Source organism: Pseudomonas sp. AM4(2022), assembly GCF_036346515.1.
GTDB lineage: Bacteria > Pseudomonadota > Gammaproteobacteria > Pseudomonadales > Pseudomonadaceae > Aquipseudomonas > Aquipseudomonas paracarnis.
The window spans coordinates 17728-33580 of record NZ_JAOTNW010000036.1 but is presented as its reverse complement, the minus strand read 5'-3'; the positions used below and the strand labels follow the sequence as shown (position 1 = coordinate 33580).

Annotated in this window: 15 protein-coding genes; 8 read left to right on the top strand and 7 right to left on the bottom strand. The window is 60.4% G+C overall.

Going from position 1 to position 15853, the window contains the following annotated elements; translation table 11 throughout:
- Positions 1–138 precede the first annotated feature (138 nt).
- The 3 genes from ODQ19_RS27190 to ODQ19_RS27180 are packed head-to-tail and all read left to right on the top strand — an operon-like array spanning position 139 to position 3704.
- Positions 139–798: a paraquat-inducible protein A gene (locus ODQ19_RS27190; RefSeq protein ID WP_056787042.1), complete on the top strand. Its 660-nt coding sequence runs from the start codon at positions 139–141 to the stop codon at positions 796–798.
- A complete protein-coding gene (locus tag ODQ19_RS27185; protein WP_073523816.1) occupies positions 785–1408 on the top strand; it encodes a paraquat-inducible protein A in 624 nt (207 codons plus the stop codon). Before ODQ19_RS27190 ends, ODQ19_RS27185 begins: the two co-directional genes overlap by 14 nt.
- The gene (locus tag ODQ19_RS27180; RefSeq protein WP_330211736.1) at positions 1401–3704 is read left to right on the top strand and encodes a PqiB family protein; all 2304 of its coding nucleotides are present in this window, start codon (positions 1401–1403) and stop codon (positions 3702–3704) included. Before ODQ19_RS27185 ends, ODQ19_RS27180 begins: the two co-directional genes overlap by 8 nt.
- Before the next feature lie 185 nt (positions 3705–3889).
- On the opposite strand, the gene mksF is transcribed toward ODQ19_RS27180, so the two are convergent.
- From mksF to mksB, 3 genes are read right to left on the bottom strand one after another with little or no spacing between them, the layout of a single operon-like run.
- Positions 3890–6730 (bottom strand): Mks condensin complex protein MksF, encoded by a 2841-nt coding sequence (gene mksF, locus ODQ19_RS27175; RefSeq protein WP_116668088.1) that lies wholly within the window; start codon positions 6728–6730, stop codon positions 3890–3892.
- Positions 6727–7434 (bottom strand): Mks condensin complex protein MksE, encoded by a 708-nt coding sequence (gene mksE / locus ODQ19_RS27170; RefSeq protein ID WP_116668087.1) that lies wholly within the window; start codon positions 7432–7434, stop codon positions 6727–6729. The genes mksF and mksE overlap by 4 nt, the downstream gene beginning before the upstream one ends.
- Complete coding sequence (gene mksB, locus ODQ19_RS27165; RefSeq protein WP_032893713.1) at positions 7424–8701, bottom strand: Mks condensin complex protein MksB; 1278 nt, start codon at positions 8699–8701, stop codon at positions 7424–7426. The genes mksE and mksB overlap by 11 nt, the downstream gene beginning before the upstream one ends.
- A gap of 187 nt (positions 8702–8888) precedes the next feature.
- Between mksB and ODQ19_RS27160 the strand changes: the two genes are divergently transcribed.
- Positions 8889–9635, top strand: coding sequence for an energy transducer TonB (locus tag ODQ19_RS27160; protein ID WP_330211737.1), 747 nt, complete (start codon positions 8889–8891; stop codon positions 9633–9635).
- Complete coding sequence (gene rimI, locus ODQ19_RS27155; RefSeq protein WP_003188286.1) at positions 9628–10080, top strand: ribosomal protein S18-alanine N-acetyltransferase; 453 nt, start codon at positions 9628–9630, stop codon at positions 10078–10080. The genes ODQ19_RS27160 and rimI overlap by 8 nt, the downstream gene beginning before the upstream one ends.
- 118 nt (positions 10081–10198) lie before the next feature.
- Here the strand turns inward: rimI and ODQ19_RS27150 are convergent, their stop codons facing one another.
- Positions 10199–10603: a serine kinase/phosphatase gene (locus ODQ19_RS27150; protein ID WP_330211735.1), complete on the bottom strand. Its 405-nt coding sequence runs from the start codon at positions 10601–10603 to the stop codon at positions 10199–10201.
- 139 nt (positions 10604–10742) lie between these two features.
- Here ODQ19_RS27150 and can point away from each other — a divergent pair, with 139 nt between their 5' ends.
- Positions 10743–11387 carry a carbonate dehydratase gene (gene can / locus ODQ19_RS27145; protein ID WP_003188288.1) on the top strand — a complete coding sequence of 215 codons (645 nt, stop codon included), beginning with the start codon at positions 10743–10745 and terminating at the stop codon, positions 11385–11387.
- Here the strand turns inward: can and ODQ19_RS27140 are convergent.
- The 3 genes from ODQ19_RS27140 to acpA form a co-directional block, all read right to left on the bottom strand.
- Positions 11384–11908: an SET domain-containing protein-lysine N-methyltransferase gene (locus ODQ19_RS27140; protein ID WP_116668084.1), complete on the bottom strand. Its 525-nt coding sequence runs from the start codon at positions 11906–11908 to the stop codon at positions 11384–11386. The genes can and ODQ19_RS27140 overlap by 4 nt on opposite strands.
- 135 nt (positions 11909–12043) lie before the next feature.
- Positions 12044–13213 (bottom strand): hypothetical protein, encoded by a 1170-nt coding sequence (locus tag ODQ19_RS27135; protein ID WP_330211734.1) that lies wholly within the window; start codon positions 13211–13213, stop codon positions 12044–12046.
- 119 nt (positions 13214–13332) lie between these two features.
- A complete protein-coding gene (gene acpA / locus ODQ19_RS27130) occupies positions 13333–15033 on the bottom strand; it encodes an acid phosphatase (protein WP_330211733.1) in 1701 nt (566 codons plus the stop codon).
- 156 nt (positions 15034–15189) lie between these two features.
- Here acpA and ODQ19_RS27125 point away from each other — a divergent pair, with 156 nt between their 5' ends.
- Both ODQ19_RS27125 and ODQ19_RS27120 read left to right on the top strand, forming a co-directional pair.
- Complete coding sequence (locus ODQ19_RS27125) at positions 15190–15480, top strand: nucleotidyltransferase family protein (protein WP_032893707.1); 291 nt, start codon at positions 15190–15192, stop codon at positions 15478–15480.
- Positions 15477–15818, top strand: coding sequence for a HepT-like ribonuclease domain-containing protein (locus tag ODQ19_RS27120; RefSeq protein ID WP_330211732.1), 342 nt, complete (start codon positions 15477–15479; stop codon positions 15816–15818). The genes ODQ19_RS27125 and ODQ19_RS27120 overlap by 4 nt, the downstream gene beginning before the upstream one ends.
- Positions 15819–15853 lie beyond the last annotated feature (35 nt).

The following is a 15853-nucleotide window of genomic DNA, read 5'->3' as shown; positions in this document are numbered from 1 at the left end:
TGTCCACCTTGCCCCGTACACTTGTTCGCCCTGTGTCCGCCAAACCCCACCTGACTGCCCCGACAAATTTGCACAGTTATTTCTGAGCGACACCACTAGAATAGCCACCTAACCATTTTTAGAGTCAGAGCCCTATCTATGCCCGATCCGGTTGATGCCCGCGAGGTGTCGGATTTACCGCTGGACGATCTGGTGGCATGCCATGAGTGCGACTTGCTGATGCGCAAACCAACGCTCGCCCTGGGCGAAAAAGCCCAATGCCCACGTTGTGGTTACGAGCTATACGCTCACCGTCACAATGTGGTCGAGCGCAGCCTCGCCTTGGTGCTGGCAGCCCTGCTGCTGTACGTCCCCGCGAACTTTTTGCCCATCATGCAGCTCAATCTACTCGGGCAGTCTTCGGAGGACACCGTTTGGAGCGGCGTCGTCGGCCTTTTCGATACCGGTATGCAGGGCGTTGCTGCCGTAGTGTTCCTGTGCAGCATGGGCATCCCCTTGCTCAAGTTGCTCTGCCAACTGGCGGTGCTGCTCAGTATTCGCTGGAACATCGGTCGCAACTACGGGCTGCTGCTTTACCGCATCTACCACCACATGAAGGATTGGGGGATGTTGGAGGTCTACTTGATGGGTGTGCTGGTGGCGATCGTAAAGCTCGCCGACATGGCCTCCATCACCATTGGCCTGGGTCTGGTCTGTTTCGTCAGTCTATTAATGGTCCAGGTTCTGCTTGAGGTGGTGATGTCGCCCCATCAGATCTGGCAAGCGCTGTCAGGAGAGGATGACCATGCGGGCGATTGATGCAGGCATTCTGATTTGTACTGAATGCCATGAGTTGAACAAGCAGGAAGCGGATAGCGAGGAGCAACTCTGTACCCGTTGCGGCGCGTTGATCCATGCCCGTCGCCCTAATAGCCTCACACGCACCTGGGCGCTGTTGATCACCGCGGCGATCCTGTATATCCCCGCTAACCTGCTACCCATTATGACGGTCAACTCCCTCGGCCAAGGCGACCCCAGCACCATCATGTCGGGTGTCATCCAGCTGGTGCAGCACGGGATGTTTCCTATCGCTGCCGTGGTGTTCATCGCCAGTATCCTGGTACCGACCTTCAAGTTGGTCGGCATTGGCCTGCTGCTGTTCTCGGTGCAGCGTCACCAACCGCTGTCCGCGCAACAACGCATTGTGATGTATCGCTTTATCGAGTTCATTGGGCGTTGGTCCATGCTGGATATCTTCGTGATCGCCATCCTGGTGGCGGTCGTTAATTTTGGGCGACTCGCCAGTGTCGAGGCCAATCTCGGCGCTGCAGCGTTCGCCAGTGTGGTGATCTTGACGATGCTTGCCGCAGTAACTTTCGATCCCCGACTGATTTGGGATAACACGGAGTCGGACGACGACCATGAGTGATTTGCCTAAAGCTAAAACCCGCCCAGCCTCTAACTGGTCGGCCATTTGGGTGTTGCCCCTGATTGCCCTGATCATCGGTGGCTGGCTGGGGTGGCGTGCCTATTCCCAACAAGGTATCGAGATTCAAGTTCGCTTTGAGAGCGGTGAAGGCATTCAGGTCAACAAGACTGAAGTGGTCTACAAAGGCATGACCGTGGGTAAGGTCAAAACCCTGGCCCTGGATGACGAGGGCAGCAATCGGGGGGTGATCGCCACCATCGAGATGAACAAGGACGTTGAGCAGTATCTCAAGACCAACACCCGCTTCTGGTTGGTCAAGCCCAGCGTCAGCCTTGCCGGCATCACCGGCCTGGAAACCCTGGTCTCAGGTAACTACATTGCCGCCAGCCCCGGTGATGGCGAGCCCACGCGCAAGTTCAAGGCGCTCTCCGAAGAACCGCCGTTATCCGATGCCAAGCCCGGCTTGCACCTGACCCTCAAGGCCGATCGTCTGGGCTCGCTGAACCGTGGCAGCCCGGTGTTCTACAAGCAGATTCAGGTCGGCCAGGTTAAAAGCTACCTGCTGTCTGAAGACCAGAGCACCGTCGAGGTCAAGGTCTATATCGAGCCGACCTACGCCAACCTGGTGCGCAAACACACGCGCTTCTGGAATGCCAGCGGCATCAGTATCGACGCCAATCTTTCCGGCTTGAAAGTGCGCAGCGAATCCCTCTCCAGCATTGTCGCCGGGGGTATCGCCTTCGCCACTCCGGAAAACCGCAAAGACAGCCCGCCCACCGATCCGAGCCTGCCTTTCCGTCTATACGAAGATTTTGACGCCGCCGCAGCGGGGATCAAGGTCAAGGTCAAACTCTCCGACTTTGAAGGCCTGCAAGCCGGGCGTACGCCGGTCATGTACAAAGGCATCCAGGTCGGCAGCCTGAAAACCCTGAAGATCGACCCGGACCTGTCCAGCGCCAGCGCCGAGCTGACCCTCGATCCATTGGCCGAAGATTACCTGGTCGAGGACACGCAATTCTGGGTGGTCAAACCGTCCATCTCCCTGGCAGGCATCACCGGCCTGGAGGCCTTGGTCAAGGGCAACTACATCGCGATTCGCCCAGGCGACAAAGGCACCCCGCCACAACGCGAATACGTAGCCCGCGCCAAGGCCCCGCCTTTGGACCTGCGCTCCCCGGGCCTGCACATGGTGTTGCTCACCGACAGCCTGGGCTCGTTGGATGTCGGCAGCCCGATTCTGTACAAGCAGGTCAAAGTCGGTTCGGTGCAGAGCTACCAGTTTTCACGCAAGAAAAAACAACTGGTGATCGGCGTTCATATCGAGAAGGAATATGAAAGCCTGGTCAACGGCTCGACGCGCTTCTGGAATGCCAGTGGCGTCACTCTCACGGGCGGGCTCACCGGCGGTATCCAGGTCAAAAGCGAGTCCCTGGCCAGCTTGATGGCGGGTGGTATCGCCTTCGAAACGCCGGAACCGAACGTGCCATTGAAACATCGCATCCCGCGCTTCCGCCTGTACGCCGACCGTGATGCCGCCAACCAGCACGGCACCCTGGTGACCATCAAAGTCGACCGCGCCGACGGCCTGAGCGCCGGTACGCCGGTGCGCTTCAAGGGGTTGGATGTGGGCAAGATCGAGAGTGTCGACCTCAGTGCCGACATGCAGTCGGTGCTGCTCAAGGCGCGTATCACTCAGGTCGCGGACCGCATCGCGCGTACGGGCAGTCAGTTCTGGGTGGTCAAGCCGGAACTGGGACTGATGAAGACGGCTAACCTGGAGACCCTGGTCACCGGCCAATACATCGAAGTGCAACCGGCCGTGAAAAACGCCGGCCCGCAGAAGAGCTTTGTCGCCCTGGCCCAGCCGCCCGAAGCTGTGCATCAGGAAGCTGGCCTGAGCCTCACACTCAGCGCCGCCCGCCGGGGTTCGCTGAAGGAAGGGGTACCGGTCACTTACCGTGAAGTGACGGTCGGCAAAGTCACCGGCTACGAGCTGGGCCAGACCGCTGACCGTGTGTTGGTGCACATCCTGATCGAGCCCAAGTACGCGCCTCTGGTACGCAGTGGCAGCCGCTTCTGGAACACCAGCGGCTTTGGCCTCGACTTCGGTTTGTTCAAGGGCGCGACCGTGCGTACCGAGTCCCTGGAGACGCTGGTGGCCGGCGGGATCGCCTTTGCCACGCCGGATGGCGAGCGCATGGGCAACCCGGCACGGCCGCAGCAGACGTTCCCGTTGTTCGACAAATTTGAGGATGAATGGCTGACCTGGGCGCCTAAGATTCCACTCGGTAAATAAACCGAGGCGCGGCTATCGCGGGCAAGCCCGCTCCCACATTCGACCGCATCCCTACAGGGAAACTCGGTCAACTGTGGGAGCGGGCTTGCCCGCGAAGAGGCCCGCTAAAACACCACAAAAACCAAGCCGAAAAAAAGGCCGCGATCCAAAAGATCGCGGCCTTTTTGCCTTTCAGTTACAACGCGTCAGACTTCATCCAGCTCCGGCTCGTCCGCCTGCACATTCATCGTCGCCTTCACCACATCATGGCGACGGATGTACTTCCAGTCCGCCTCATCGATGTAGATCCCGTTCGGCCCGCTGCCGCCTTCCAGGTCGATCGCCACCTGGGCGGACACCTGCGGCTTCACACTCGCCAGGATCGGCACAAAGCCCAGTTGCAGGCTGGTTTCCAGCAGTGCTGCCTGGTTCTTCTCATCGATGTCTGCCGCTTCATCGAGGTAGTACGGCAACCGTACGCGACCGGCCTGGTCGCGGTCCATCAAGTGCAGCAACAAGTACATGTTGGTCAGCGCCTTGATGGTCATGGTGGTGCCGTTGGACGCAGCGCCGTCGATGTCGGTATGGATCACCGGCTGGCCGTGAACCTTGGTGATTTCGAACGCCAACTCGAACAAGTCCTTGAGGCCCAACTGGTTATGGTTGGCGGCTACCAGGCGAGCCAGGTATTCCTTGGCTTCTTCGTTCTTGTTGTCCTGTTCGGCGCTCTGGCTGAGGTCGAACACCGAGAGGGTCTCGCCTTCTTCATACTGACCGGCACTGTGGATGATCTGGTCGATATGCTTGAGCGCTTCCTTGTTCGGCGCCAGCACGATACGGAAGCTTTGCAGGTTAGAGACCTGGCGCTTGTTGATCTCACGGTTGAACAGCGCCAACTGGTGTTCCAGGCTGTCGTAATCGCTGCGGATGTTGCGCAGGGTACGGGCGATATCGGTGACCGCCGCACGACGTGCCTTGCCAAGCGTCAACGCCTCATCGGTGCGGTGCGCATAAGCGTTGATCAGCAGCTGCAGGCGACGCTCCATGTCATCTTCGCTGTCGAACTTGGCCACACCCTTGAGGCGCACCTGGGCGTACAGCGCTTCGATCTGGCCATCGGCCCGCAGCAGGCCCTGCCAGCTGTCCTGATAGTCATTGAGCAGCGGCAGCAGGTTGTCCATGGAATCGTCGACTGGGTCCATGAACGGCGTGCCGAACGGCAGGTCCGCCGGCAACAGCTGACGACGGCGCAACGCGTCATCCAGGGTACGTTGCTTGGCTTCCATATCACCGATCTGGCGGCCGACCAATTGCAGCTTGGCCGACAGTTGCTGGACGCGCTCGGTAAAGGCATCGCTGGAACGCTTCAACTCGTCTTGGGCGGCTTCCATCTGCGCCAGGTTTTCCAGTTTCTCGCCTTCTTCGGCGCTCAGGGTCTGGGTGCGGCGGAAGTCTTCCAAGGCCTTCTGGGCGTCCAGTACCTGCTGGTACAGCGCTTCGGTCTGGGTCTTGCTCGCGGCGCGGTCTGACGCCACGGCCTGCTGGGTTTTCAGTTGCTTGAGTTCTTTTTCCAGGCGCTCTTTCTGGTCACGCAACGCGGCGCGGTCCGCCAAGGCTTGCAGTGCCGGCGGCTCGATGTGCGAGATGTCGATGGACAGCCCCGGCACTTCAAAGCGCTCGCCCTTGAAGCCATCGAGGATCTGCTCCAGGGATTTGACCCACTGGCCGTCCTCGTCCAGCGTGATGCCATGTTCGCCCAGCGGCAGGCTGAACAACGAGCTGTTGAACAGGCGCATCAGACGCTCGACATCCTGCTGCGAAAATTCTTCGCGCAGCTTGGCGTAGCTGTTGTTGTCCGCGTGATCGAGCTGCTGCTTGACCGACTTCAAGCGCTTTTCCAGGTCGCGCAGGCGTTCTTCCAAGTCCTCGGCGCTGAACTGCCGCGACTGCGCCAAGGCGCCCGCCAGTTCATCGTGAGCGTCCTTGGCGGCGAGTAGTTGTTGCTCCAGCACCTTGACGTCATCCACCAGGGCAAAGCGATGCTTGAGCACCGACAACTCGCCCAACCAACGCTGGATGCCGCTGATTTCCCGCTCCAGGCGCATCAGCTCCTGAGTGCCGCCACGCTGGTCGTTCTGCAGTGCGTCCTGCTCGCTGCGGTAATGTTCGGCCTGGATGGTCAGCTCTTCCTTGCGCGCACTGGCGTAGTCCGACCAGGTGCCCAGCAACGAATCCAGCAGCGGTGACAGGCGATGCAGTTTGCCGCGCAGGGCGTCGCGCTGTTTCACGCCGTTGGCCAGGGCCTCGACCAAGGGGCCTGCCGCCACCAGCGAGTTGTAGTCCTGCTCCATGCGTCGCACATCGCGGAAGGCTTCTTCACAGGCGGCGATGTAGTCGACACTGCCCGAACGCAGGCTGTGTTCGAAGGCATCAAGGAACAGTTGCTTGAGCTTGGCCGCGGTGATTTCACGCATGTGCAGCAGGTTGATAAACAACGCACGGAACGTCTTCAAGCTCTGTTCGCTGGTGGAGCGCAGCGGAATCAGGGTCAGGTCCAGCGGGATCGACGTATGGCCACCCACCAGCAAGCGCCGCAGTTCATCAGGCTTGAGTTCGTAGGCTTTGAGGCCCTCGCGCTCAAGGTTGGTGAACAGCTCTTTCTGGCGCAGGCAGGTGTCGTTTTTCTGGTAGTGGGCCAGGTCCAGCTTGCCGGCGTAGGCAAAGAACTGGTGACCAAAGCCACCGCCCGGGCCGCGGCCGACCACGCCGATGACGTGGGGGCCGTGGGGCAGGGAGACTTCTACCAGGATGTAGCTGGTGTCGGTGGCAAAGTAGAAGCGCCGCGATTGTTCCAGGGTGTACTTGCCGAAGCTCATGTCCGACATGCGTGCCAAAATCGGGAACTGCAAGGCGTTGATCGAGGCGGATTTACCCAGGTTGTTGGCGCCATACACCGACAGCGGTTCTTCCAGCGGGAACAAGCCCAGGCTGTAACCGGCGGTGTTCAATAGGGCGAAGCGGCGGATGCCGTAGCGTTCCTTACTCATGCGTCGGTCTCCTGTTCTTCGGCAATGGCACGGGCCAGGGCATCGTCTTCGCTTTCTTCAGTGAAGGCGCTCAGATCCAGCGGGTCATCGGTCTTCAGCAGTTTCTCATCGCTGTCTTCGTCGATAATCACCGGTGCTGGCAGTGGCAGTACGCTGTGCACGCTGGCGGCGAGGTCGCGGTCTTGCTGCACCGACAGGCACACATCCAGGAAGCGGTGCATCGGCGGCAGGAAGCGGTAGATACCGTTGTCTTCGCTGGCAAAACCCAGTTGGGTCATGCGGCGCATGATTTTTTCTTCGAGCTCTTCCTGGGTCTGCACCTCGGCCTGGATAAACAGGTCGCGGTATTTCTCCAGCAACGAAGGCAACTCATCGCGGCCCAGGCTGCCACCGTCGAGCACGGCAACCGGGTCACGGCCCTGGTCGGCCAGGTGTTCGACGATGATGAAAGTAAACAAGGCCAGGCGCTGTGCGGTCTTGTTCACCTGCGCGGCAGCCACGGCAGTGTCCGGCACGAAGTAATAGAAGCCGCGGGTATCGCACACCAGCTCAAAGCCCAGGGCCTTGAACAGCGTGCGGTACTGGTCCTGGAAGTTCGACAATTGCGCGTACAGCTCCGGGTCGCGGCGGCTGACGTGGTAACCCTTGAACAGCTCGCGAAAGATAGGCGCCAGCTGGGACAGTTCGGATAGATCAAGATGCATAAGGCGTGCTCGCAGAATTCTCGGTGGCATCAACGCCGGCCGGGAGCAGGGCGAAGGAGCGCAGGCTGACCTGGTGCTCGTGGGTGTGGTAATCGCGACGTTCCAGGCGCTCGCGCTTGAAGCGTTTTTCCCGGGACAGGCGCGAGAACCAGTACAGCAGTTCATCGGTGGCGCCGTCCGGTTCCTGCTCCAGCAGCCAAGTCATCAGGTCGGGCATCGGCAGCGCGTCTTCGCAGCGTTCGAGCATTTCCTTGACCGTACGCGGTGCACGCTGGGCTTCGCCTTTGTGGGATTTATGCGCTTTGGGGAAACGCGCCGGTTTCGGCTCGAAATTGGCCAGGGCATACACATAGGCTTCTACCTGGCTGGCACTGCCCAGGAAGGTACTTTGCGGCCGCGTGAACATCGGCATCGCCGCTTGCGGCACTGCGTCCAGGCCTTTGCGGCGAATCGCCGACAGGGCCAGCGCCGCACCGCGAGTCACGGCGTTATGCCGGCGTGCTTCTTCACGCAGCGGCAACAGCAGCTCCCGCGCATGGCGCAAGGTCAGTTGGGCGCTGGTTTGCATTTCGAGGATGCGCGCGTGGGTGCGCAGCAGCATGTCGTCATCCACCAGGTGGCCAAGACGCTGTTGCTCGGTGAGCATGCGCAGCAGCACGTTTTCCACCTTGCGTACGCCTTGCTCGAAGGCGCCGTCGGCGTTCACCAGCTGGATCATCGGCTCGACGTATTCGTCCCAGGTCGCCAATACCTCGGCGTAACGCTGGCGCAACGGGATCTGTCGGTCGCTGGTCTTGGCGCGGTCGGCCACGGCGGCGAGAGCTTGTTCGTCGTTGGCGAGCTTTTTGAGCACATCGCGTACGCGCATATCCAGAAGGCGCAGTTGCCGGGCCAGGTCGTGGCCGTCACGGATGTCGAATGCGTCCTGGATATAACCGGCCAGGCGCTCCAGATGGCGCAGGTAGGCTTCGATTTCCAGGCACAGGCCAAGCCGGTGCTCCTTGCGAAGATAGGCGAGGAAGTCGTGGATCTGCGCATTGAGCTCGAAACGGTTCGGGCTCTTGGCGACAGGCACCAGGATATCCAGGCGAATCCACACGTCCAGCAGGCTGGTGATGTCCTGGGGCGTGCTGTCCAGTTGTTGGGCGGCCAACTGTGCGCGCAGCTCGGCCAGGCTCAGGGTGCCTTGGTCGAAGTGTTCGCACAGAGGCTCAAGTAAGGCCCAGTGTTCGGCGAGGGCGCGCAGGACGCGCTTGGGTTCGATCATGGGAATGGCCGGCTGGTTGGCGATTAAAAGTCGCGATTGTACTGCATCACGCGCGGGAATTATCCACAGCCGGTCAGCGCGCAGTGGGCGATTGTTGCCGAACAGCGGTAGAATCCCCGCTCTTTACTTATCCACAAGTGGCCGAGCTGTGCTTATCGAGTCCCGACGTCGCGCTTACTTGACCGCCATGCAGGTGGTCAACTGGCTGCCCCGCACCGAACTGCCGTTTGCCGCGCCGTCGCGGCCCGAGTTGTTGCAGGCGCTTGAGCCCTATGAGGCGTTCGAGTCGTCGGGAGAAGAGGCGGCCGCGCCCGTGGCGGTGGTCAAGCCCATCCCTGAGACGCGCCCGTCGGTCGAGCGGGCCAAGATTGAAGTGCCGCGCCCTGCGCCGGTGACCAAGGCTGCCAAGGTGGTGGAGGAGGCTGCGCCGGTAGCCAAGGCGCCAGTCGTACCGCCGCCACGCTTTGCCCTGCAATTGCTGCGGGCCGGGCGCTGCCTGTTGCTGGTGGAACTGCCGACCGGCGAGCGTTTCCAGTCCCGTGACCCGGCCTACCTGTTGCTCAAGGACATGCTGCGCGCCGCCGGCCTGCCCGACAGCCCGCAAATCGTCGGTGAGCCGGTGCGCTGGCCACTGCTGGTGCGCGGTACCATGGACCAGGGCCCCGAGGCCGCACGGGATTTCGTCCAGGGGTTTGTCTCGGCGCGCCTGGAAGACGAGCCCTGCGTGTGCCTGTGGCTGATTGGTCTGCCCGCCGTGCGGTTTGCCGGTGAAGCCAATGCCGAGGCCTGGTACCGCGAGCTGCAGGTTGAAGGCCTGGGTTCGGTGTGGGCCCTGCCGGGCCTGGAATTATTAATGGAAGAGCCACAGCGTAAGGCTGATGTCTGGCAAGCCATGCGCCGGCTGATGGCGCGCTGGAAAACAACTGATGAGTGAGGCTTTATCCTTTCGCCCGATGACCGAGGCCGACCTCGACGCCGTGCTGAAAATCGAATACGCGGCGTTCAGCCACCCCTGGACCCGCGGGATTTTCCTCGACGGGCTGGGCAAGTACCAGATCTGGCTGATGTTCGAAGGCGAACAGCAAGTGGGGCATGGGGTGGTGCAGATTATCCTCGATGAGGCGCACTTGCTTAACATCACCGTGAAGCCGGAAAACCAGGGCCGTGGTTTGGGCCTGGCGCTGCTGGAGCATTTAATGTCCCGTGCCTACGCGGCCAATGCGCGGGAATGCTTTTTGGAAGTGCGTGACAGCAATACCGGCGCGTTTCGGTTGTATGAGCGCTATGGTTTCAACGAAATTGGCCGTCGCCGGGATTACTACCCCGCTGTGGGTGGTCGCGAAGATGCAGTGGTGATGGCGTGCACCCTGGTTGACTAAATGCAAAGGCCCTATGTGCAAAGCCTCTGTGGGAGCCGGGCTTGCCCGCGATGCAGGCACCTCGGTCTTCAAGTAACACCGCGGTGATACCATCGCAGGCAAGCCAGCTCCCACAGGGTCAGCGCTTACCGTTCAGTGGGTCCAGATCAGCCAGTTCAGCCTCATCCAACCCACTCCCTCCGCCAATGTCATTTTCTCCCACGACGCTCAAGTCATAGTCGGCGGCATTGTCTTCGCCTTCCTCTCTCGCATCCCGGGCGCCATCCTCACGGATCAGCGTCTCCGGGCTCATATCGTCATCGGTCGATTCATGATCATCGGTAGAAGCCCCGGTCATCCCGGCTTCGCGCACCCGTTTGTCGGGCATCAGGTGCTCGCGCTCGCCACGCGGGATTTCATCGCCGATTTCCGCTGTCTGGTCCTCTTCGTCAAAATCCAGCTCGCGCATCTCACCCATGCGGTCTTCGTTGTCATCGATCGGTTCCGGCTGTGTTGCGCCGTAGGGACGTCGTGATTCAGTCATGGCCAATCCTCATACTGTGGGGCTTATAGTGTGTGGACAGGCATGGCAGCCAAAAAATTCAAGCTAATTAGCGCCTGGCGTGACCCGGACGAGGGCTTGTCAGTCACAAAACTGCGCATCATTCCTGAGGCTTTCCCTGATGAACGAACTACAAGACCTGCTTGATAACAACGAACGCTGGGCGGATGCGATCAAACAGGAAGATCCCGAATTCTTCGCCAAGCTCGCCCGCCAGCAGACCCCGGAATACCTGTGGATCGGCTGTTCCGATGCCCGTGTACCGGCCAACGAGATCGTCGGCATGTTGCCCGGTGACCTGTTCGTGCACCGCAATGTGGCCAACGTGGTGCTGCACACCGACCTCAATTGCCTGTCGGTGATCCAGTACGCGGTGGATGTGCTCAAGGTCAAACACATCCTCGTCACCGGCCACTACGGCTGTGGCGGCGTGCGTGCGTCGATGCAGGACCGCCAGTTTGGCCTGATCGACGGCTGGCTGCGCACCATTCGCGACCTGTACTACGAAAACCGCGATGTGCTGGCCCAGTTGCCGACCGAAGAAGAGCGCGTAGACCGCATGTGCGAGCTCAACGTGATCCAGCAGGTGGCCAACGTCGGCCATACCAGCATTGTGCAAAATGCCTGGCACCGTGGGCAGAGCCTGTCGATCCATGGCTGCATCTATGGCATCAAGGACGGTCGCTGGAAGAGTTTGAACACCACCATCAGTGGCTTCGAGCAACTCCCGCCGCAATACCGCCTGCGTCCGTTGGGCGAAGCCTAAGGTCGTTTGTGCTCACGCCACCAGGCCATGAAGGCCTGGCCTTCGGCGTTCAGCGGCTCCTTGCTGCCGGTGATCCAGCCTCGGCAGTTCAGCTCGCCGCAATGGCAAGCGAACTGCCGGGCCAGTGTGTCTTCGGTAGTGGCGTAATCCAGGGTCAGCAGGCTGCCGGCGTGGATGGGTTGCACCGTCCATAGCTCCAGGTATGTGGTGTCCAGAAACACGTTCGGGTTACAGGAGTGCTGTAACAGGCCGCAGAACCAACAATCGTACAAGTGGATGCGCGGCGACAGCTGCAGCGTGTGCGGGCGACGTTCGCTGACGGCATAACCGGAAACCTGGGCAATGCGCATGCGACTCTCAAAGGCCACGCGCGCCGTGACCCTGGCCGCGATCCCTTCAACGTCTTGCTTGACCTCAAAGTGCTCGGTCGAGGGGTAACCCTGTTCCACGAGCAGCGTCTTGAAGGGATAGAGGCAGTCATTCACAGACGTTTTAGCCTTATCCATGGCTCGAGTTTTCATCACTCTCCTGAGCGGGGCTGCATGGACCTGCGGGTCTGACGGCCAGTCTTGCAGCAAATGGGCGCGGCCCAAGATTCGCCGATGTTGGATCCTATTTCTACTGTCAAAGTTGACAGTAGAAACGGTTTACTTGCCTTAAAGCGCAGGGGCTGTGACGGTGGGTGTGGGGGCAACATTCCTCAGTTGCTTCAACTGGGCCTTGATGGGCGCTGTGGCGCACTTGGCGTTGGCCTGCTCGGGCGTCAGATGGCGCACCGAGGTGTAAAACAACTCACACGTCTGCTCCTTGCGCGTGACCTGCCACGTGTTCAGACAGGCCTTGAGCAACACATTCGCATCGCTGGCGGGCTTCTGGCCCATGCCGGCTTGCCAGCAGGCGGCGCTCAAGTCCTGGCCCATCACTTTCAAGCCGGCATCGTCGGCTTTTTGCTCGTCACCGTCATAACTGTCGGGGCTGGCCGCATACCAAATGTAGCTTGGGTGGTTGGCGCCCAATACCGCGACGGTTTTGCCTGGCTCCGGGCTGATCTGCGCCAGGCTCAGCACGCCTACGGTTTGCCCGTATTGTTGCTTGATCCAGCTACGCACCGGTGCGCCGAAGGCCACCATCGGCAATGCGCCGCCAGGGCGCAGGCTCAGTTCCTTGACCATGCGGGTCTGGTAGTCGGTGAAATACCCATAGACGGCTTCCAGGACTTTGCCGGCATTGGACGGTGCAGCGATGGGCGCGATATCAATGATGGTCTGGTACGCCGGCGTTTCCGTGGCGGGTACGCCATTTTCGCTTAACAAGGTGGCCCAGCGGTCGGTGGTGGCCGATTCCAGGTAATCCTGGGCCTGGGTCAGCGAGTAATCCGGAGGGAAGTGCAACAACTCGATGCTTTTGCGGTTTTCCAGGGCCATGCCCAACGGCAGGAACAGGTACCAGTTGTAGGCCCATTTGCCGTCACTGTTGAGCTGGCGGGCACCTTGGTAAGCCAGGTCGGCGGTATTGAGCAGCGTGGTCAGTGGCTGGCCGTAACCGTCTGGCACGCCGCTGAAGGTCGCCGTGACCTGACCGTCATGGGACTTCACACTGACCTTGGCCCGGCTGTAACCGTCACGTTGCAGGCTCTGGTTCAAATAGTGTTCGGCGGTCTGCTCCAGTGACCATGGCCGAAAGCAGATCACATTGCAGTTATTGGGGAACGCGAACAATTGGGTGACGCGCTGCGTACTGCCCAGTGGCACCTCGATGTCGGCCTGTACGACCGCACTCGCCAACAGTGCGGCGAGGGTGAAGGACAGCCTGGTCGGTTTAAACATAGTCGATTCCTTGTCAGCGAAGCCCGTCTGCGCGGGATGGAAGCCCACCTGCACACAGTAGCGGCTGACCAGGAAAATCGCGTGTTAAATCGCCTGGCATGTCGTTATTGGATAAGCCCCTACAGGCTGAACTGCAAGGCATTGCTCAGATCACCCATGGGCTTCTGGCCGCGCGCGATCATCGCGTCATCACGCTGCTTGAGGCCGTCCAGGGTCTCCAATTGGAACACCCGAGTGATCAAACGCAGGATCGATGCCGTGTCGTACACCGTATGGTCCACCGTGCCCTTGCGTGCAAACGGCGACACCACCAGCGCCGGAACCCGCGAGCCTGGGCCCCAGCGGTCACCCTGGGGCGGCGCCACGTGGTCCCACCAGCCGCCGTTTTCATCCACGGTCACCACCACCACCATGTTTTTCCATTGTGGGCTTTCTTGCAGCACCTTCAAGGCGCGGGCGATATGGCGGTCGCCCGAGGCCACGTCGGCATAACCGGCGTGCATGTTCAGGTTGCCCTGGGGTTTGTAGAAGCTCACGGCGGGCAGCTTGCCAGCCTGGGCGTCGGCGAAGAACCGGTTGGTGCTCGACTCATCGCCCAAGCCACCGTCGCGCAAGCGCTTGGCACGTTCTGCCGGGTTTTGCGGCCCTTGCTGCTTGAAGTAATTGAACGGCTGATGGTGGTACTGGAAATTCGGAATCTTGGGGATGCCGCCGGAGTCCTTGAACTGCTCCAGCGTGGCTTGCCACGCACCGGCGTACCAGGCCCAGTCGATGTTCTTTTTCGACAGCTTGTCGCCAATATGCTCGTGGGTTTGCGGCACCAGCACATTGGGCAGGTCGGGCTTGGAATAATACGGGTTCTGCGGGTCGCGGATCCAGGTGGGCCAGTAGGGCGGGGCCAGGGTGTTTACGCCGTAACCATCGGGTGTCAGCGCGCTGGGGCCGAATTGCGGCGGGCCGGTCATGGCGCTGGCCGGGGATGTGTCCAAGGGCTTTAGGCGCGTGCCGCTGGGGTCATCGCTTTGCAGCGTGGCGATCTGCGCTTTGGCCACCGACTGCGCGGCATTGGGATAAAACGGCGCGGTGGCGCTGATCAGGTACTGGTGGTTAAGGAACGAGCCACCAAACGCGCCCTGGAAGAAGTTATCGCACAGCACAAACTCCTTGGCCACGTCCCACAGGCGCAGGGCATAACGGCTCTGGGCGTAATGGCCCATCACCAGCCCACCGGAGTCGCCCCAGGCGACAAAACCATCATTCTTGCCGCCGTTGATCTGCATCTGGTTCTGGTAGAACACGTGCCACAGGTCGCGGGTCACCAGGCTCAATGGCAGGTCTTCGCCCTGCGGGCCTTTGAGGGCGAACGGCGCGTTGGGCAGGCTTTCCTGGAATTGCACTTCGCTGGGGTAAGTCACCCCGTCCACTGTTTGTGGGCCGACCTGCAACACACCGCCCCAGCTCGGTGGCAGGGCAGGCAATACGCTGCCATCGCGGTCGCGCTGCTGGAAGTCCATGGCGGTTAACGCCGACAGCGGTTTCTCTACGCCGGGGAAATCTGCGAACAGGTTGTTGAAGCTGCGGTTCTCGGCGTAAATCACCACCACGGTTTTCACCTGCTCGCGCAGCGCCTTGTCCAGTTCCTGGGGCGTGAGCGGCCGTGGTACCGGTGGGGTTGGTGCTTCGCTGGTATTGCCGCAGGCACTCAAGGTTGCACCCACGCCCAACACCGCCGCACCGCCGAGGAAGCGCCGACGGCTGGTGTCTACCGTGGGTTGGATGGCGGAATCGGAGGAGGGAAGGTCTTCGTGCTCATCACTCATTGCGGGGGAGTCCTTGGCGAGATGTTGCAAGATATTTCGCAGGACGGTAGCAATGGAATGTGACGGAACAAAGACAGGCGTGTGATGGGCGGGGCGTGTCTACACGGCTCAAGCGCTGCTAGACTGCCCTTCTAATGCACATCACTGAGGTGAGTCGTGAGACCTTCAACTGCACTTGATCTGCAACGAACGGCTGTACGAGAAGTGGTCGGACGTTTCCGTATTTCCAATCCCAGAGTATTTGGGTCGGTACTGATGGGGACTGACCAAGAAGGCAGTGATCTTGATTTGCTGGTAGACGCGCCGCCGGGCACAACCCTCTTTGATCTCGGTGGGTTGCAGGTCGAGCTTGAGGACTTGCTCGGCGTTAATGTCGACCTGCTTACGCCTGGCGACTTGCCTTTGAAGTTTCGCGATAAAGTGCTAGCGGAGGCCCGGCCAGTATGACGGAAAGTCGGCTAGGGGATTATCTGGAGCACATAAGGCAAGCTGCCACTGACGCGATCACTTTTGTAGAGGGCTTGAGCAAAGAAGAGTTTTTGGAAGACCGGCGAACACAACAAGCTGTGGTCATGAGCCTGATCATCATTGGTGAAGCGTCGACGAAAATCATGGATCAGCATCCGGACTTCGCGGCACGCCATTCACATATTCCTTGGCGCAATATGCGAGCGATACGCAACCGAATCGCTCATGGTTACTTCGATATCAACTTGGATGTTGTTTGGGACACGATACAGAGTGCATTACCTGATCTATTGGCACGCCTTCCTGTAAATCCTTGACCGCAACTGTTCTACCAACAGTTGCGGTCACTCGT

What these genes read in the sequence shown, in the direction of transcription:
- ODQ19_RS27190 (WP_056787042.1), top strand. Translation starts at nt 139, where the DNA reads ATGCCCGATCCGGTTGATGCCCGCGAGGTGTCGGATTTACCGCTGGAC.
- ODQ19_RS27185 (WP_073523816.1), top strand. Translation starts at nt 785, where the DNA reads ATGCGGGCGATTGATGCAGGCATTCTGATTTGTACTGAATGCCATGAG.
- ODQ19_RS27180 (WP_330211736.1), top strand. Translation starts at nt 1,401, where the DNA reads ATGAGTGATTTGCCTAAAGCTAAAACCCGCCCAGCCTCTAACTGGTCG.
- mksF (WP_116668088.1), bottom strand. Translation starts at nt 6,730, where the DNA reads ATGAGTAAGGAACGCTACGGCATCCGCCGCTTCGCCCTATTGAACACC.
- mksE (WP_116668087.1), bottom strand. Translation starts at nt 7,434, where the DNA reads ATGCATCTTGATCTATCCGAACTGTCCCAGCTGGCGCCTATCTTTCGC.
- mksB (WP_032893713.1), bottom strand. Translation starts at nt 8,701, where the DNA reads ATGATCGAACCCAAGCGCGTCCTGCGCGCCCTCGCCGAACACTGGGCC.
- ODQ19_RS27160 (WP_330211737.1), top strand. Translation starts at nt 8,889, where the DNA reads ATGCAGGTGGTCAACTGGCTGCCCCGCACCGAACTGCCGTTTGCCGCG.
- rimI (WP_003188286.1), top strand. Translation starts at nt 9,628, where the DNA reads ATGAGTGAGGCTTTATCCTTTCGCCCGATGACCGAGGCCGACCTCGAC.
- ODQ19_RS27150 (WP_330211735.1), bottom strand. Translation starts at nt 10,603, where the DNA reads ATGACTGAATCACGACGTCCCTACGGCGCAACACAGCCGGAACCGATC.
- can (WP_003188288.1), top strand. Translation starts at nt 10,743, where the DNA reads ATGAACGAACTACAAGACCTGCTTGATAACAACGAACGCTGGGCGGAT.
- ODQ19_RS27140 (WP_116668084.1), bottom strand. Translation starts at nt 11,908, where the DNA reads ATGAAAACTCGAGCCATGGATAAGGCTAAAACGTCTGTGAATGACTGC.
- ODQ19_RS27135 (WP_330211734.1), bottom strand. Translation starts at nt 13,213, where the DNA reads ATGTTTAAACCGACCAGGCTGTCCTTCACCCTCGCCGCACTGTTGGCG.
- acpA (WP_330211733.1), bottom strand. Translation starts at nt 15,033, where the DNA reads ATGAGTGATGAGCACGAAGACCTTCCCTCCTCCGATTCCGCCATCCAA.
- ODQ19_RS27120 (WP_330211732.1), top strand. Translation starts at nt 15,477, where the DNA reads ATGACGGAAAGTCGGCTAGGGGATTATCTGGAGCACATAAGGCAAGCT.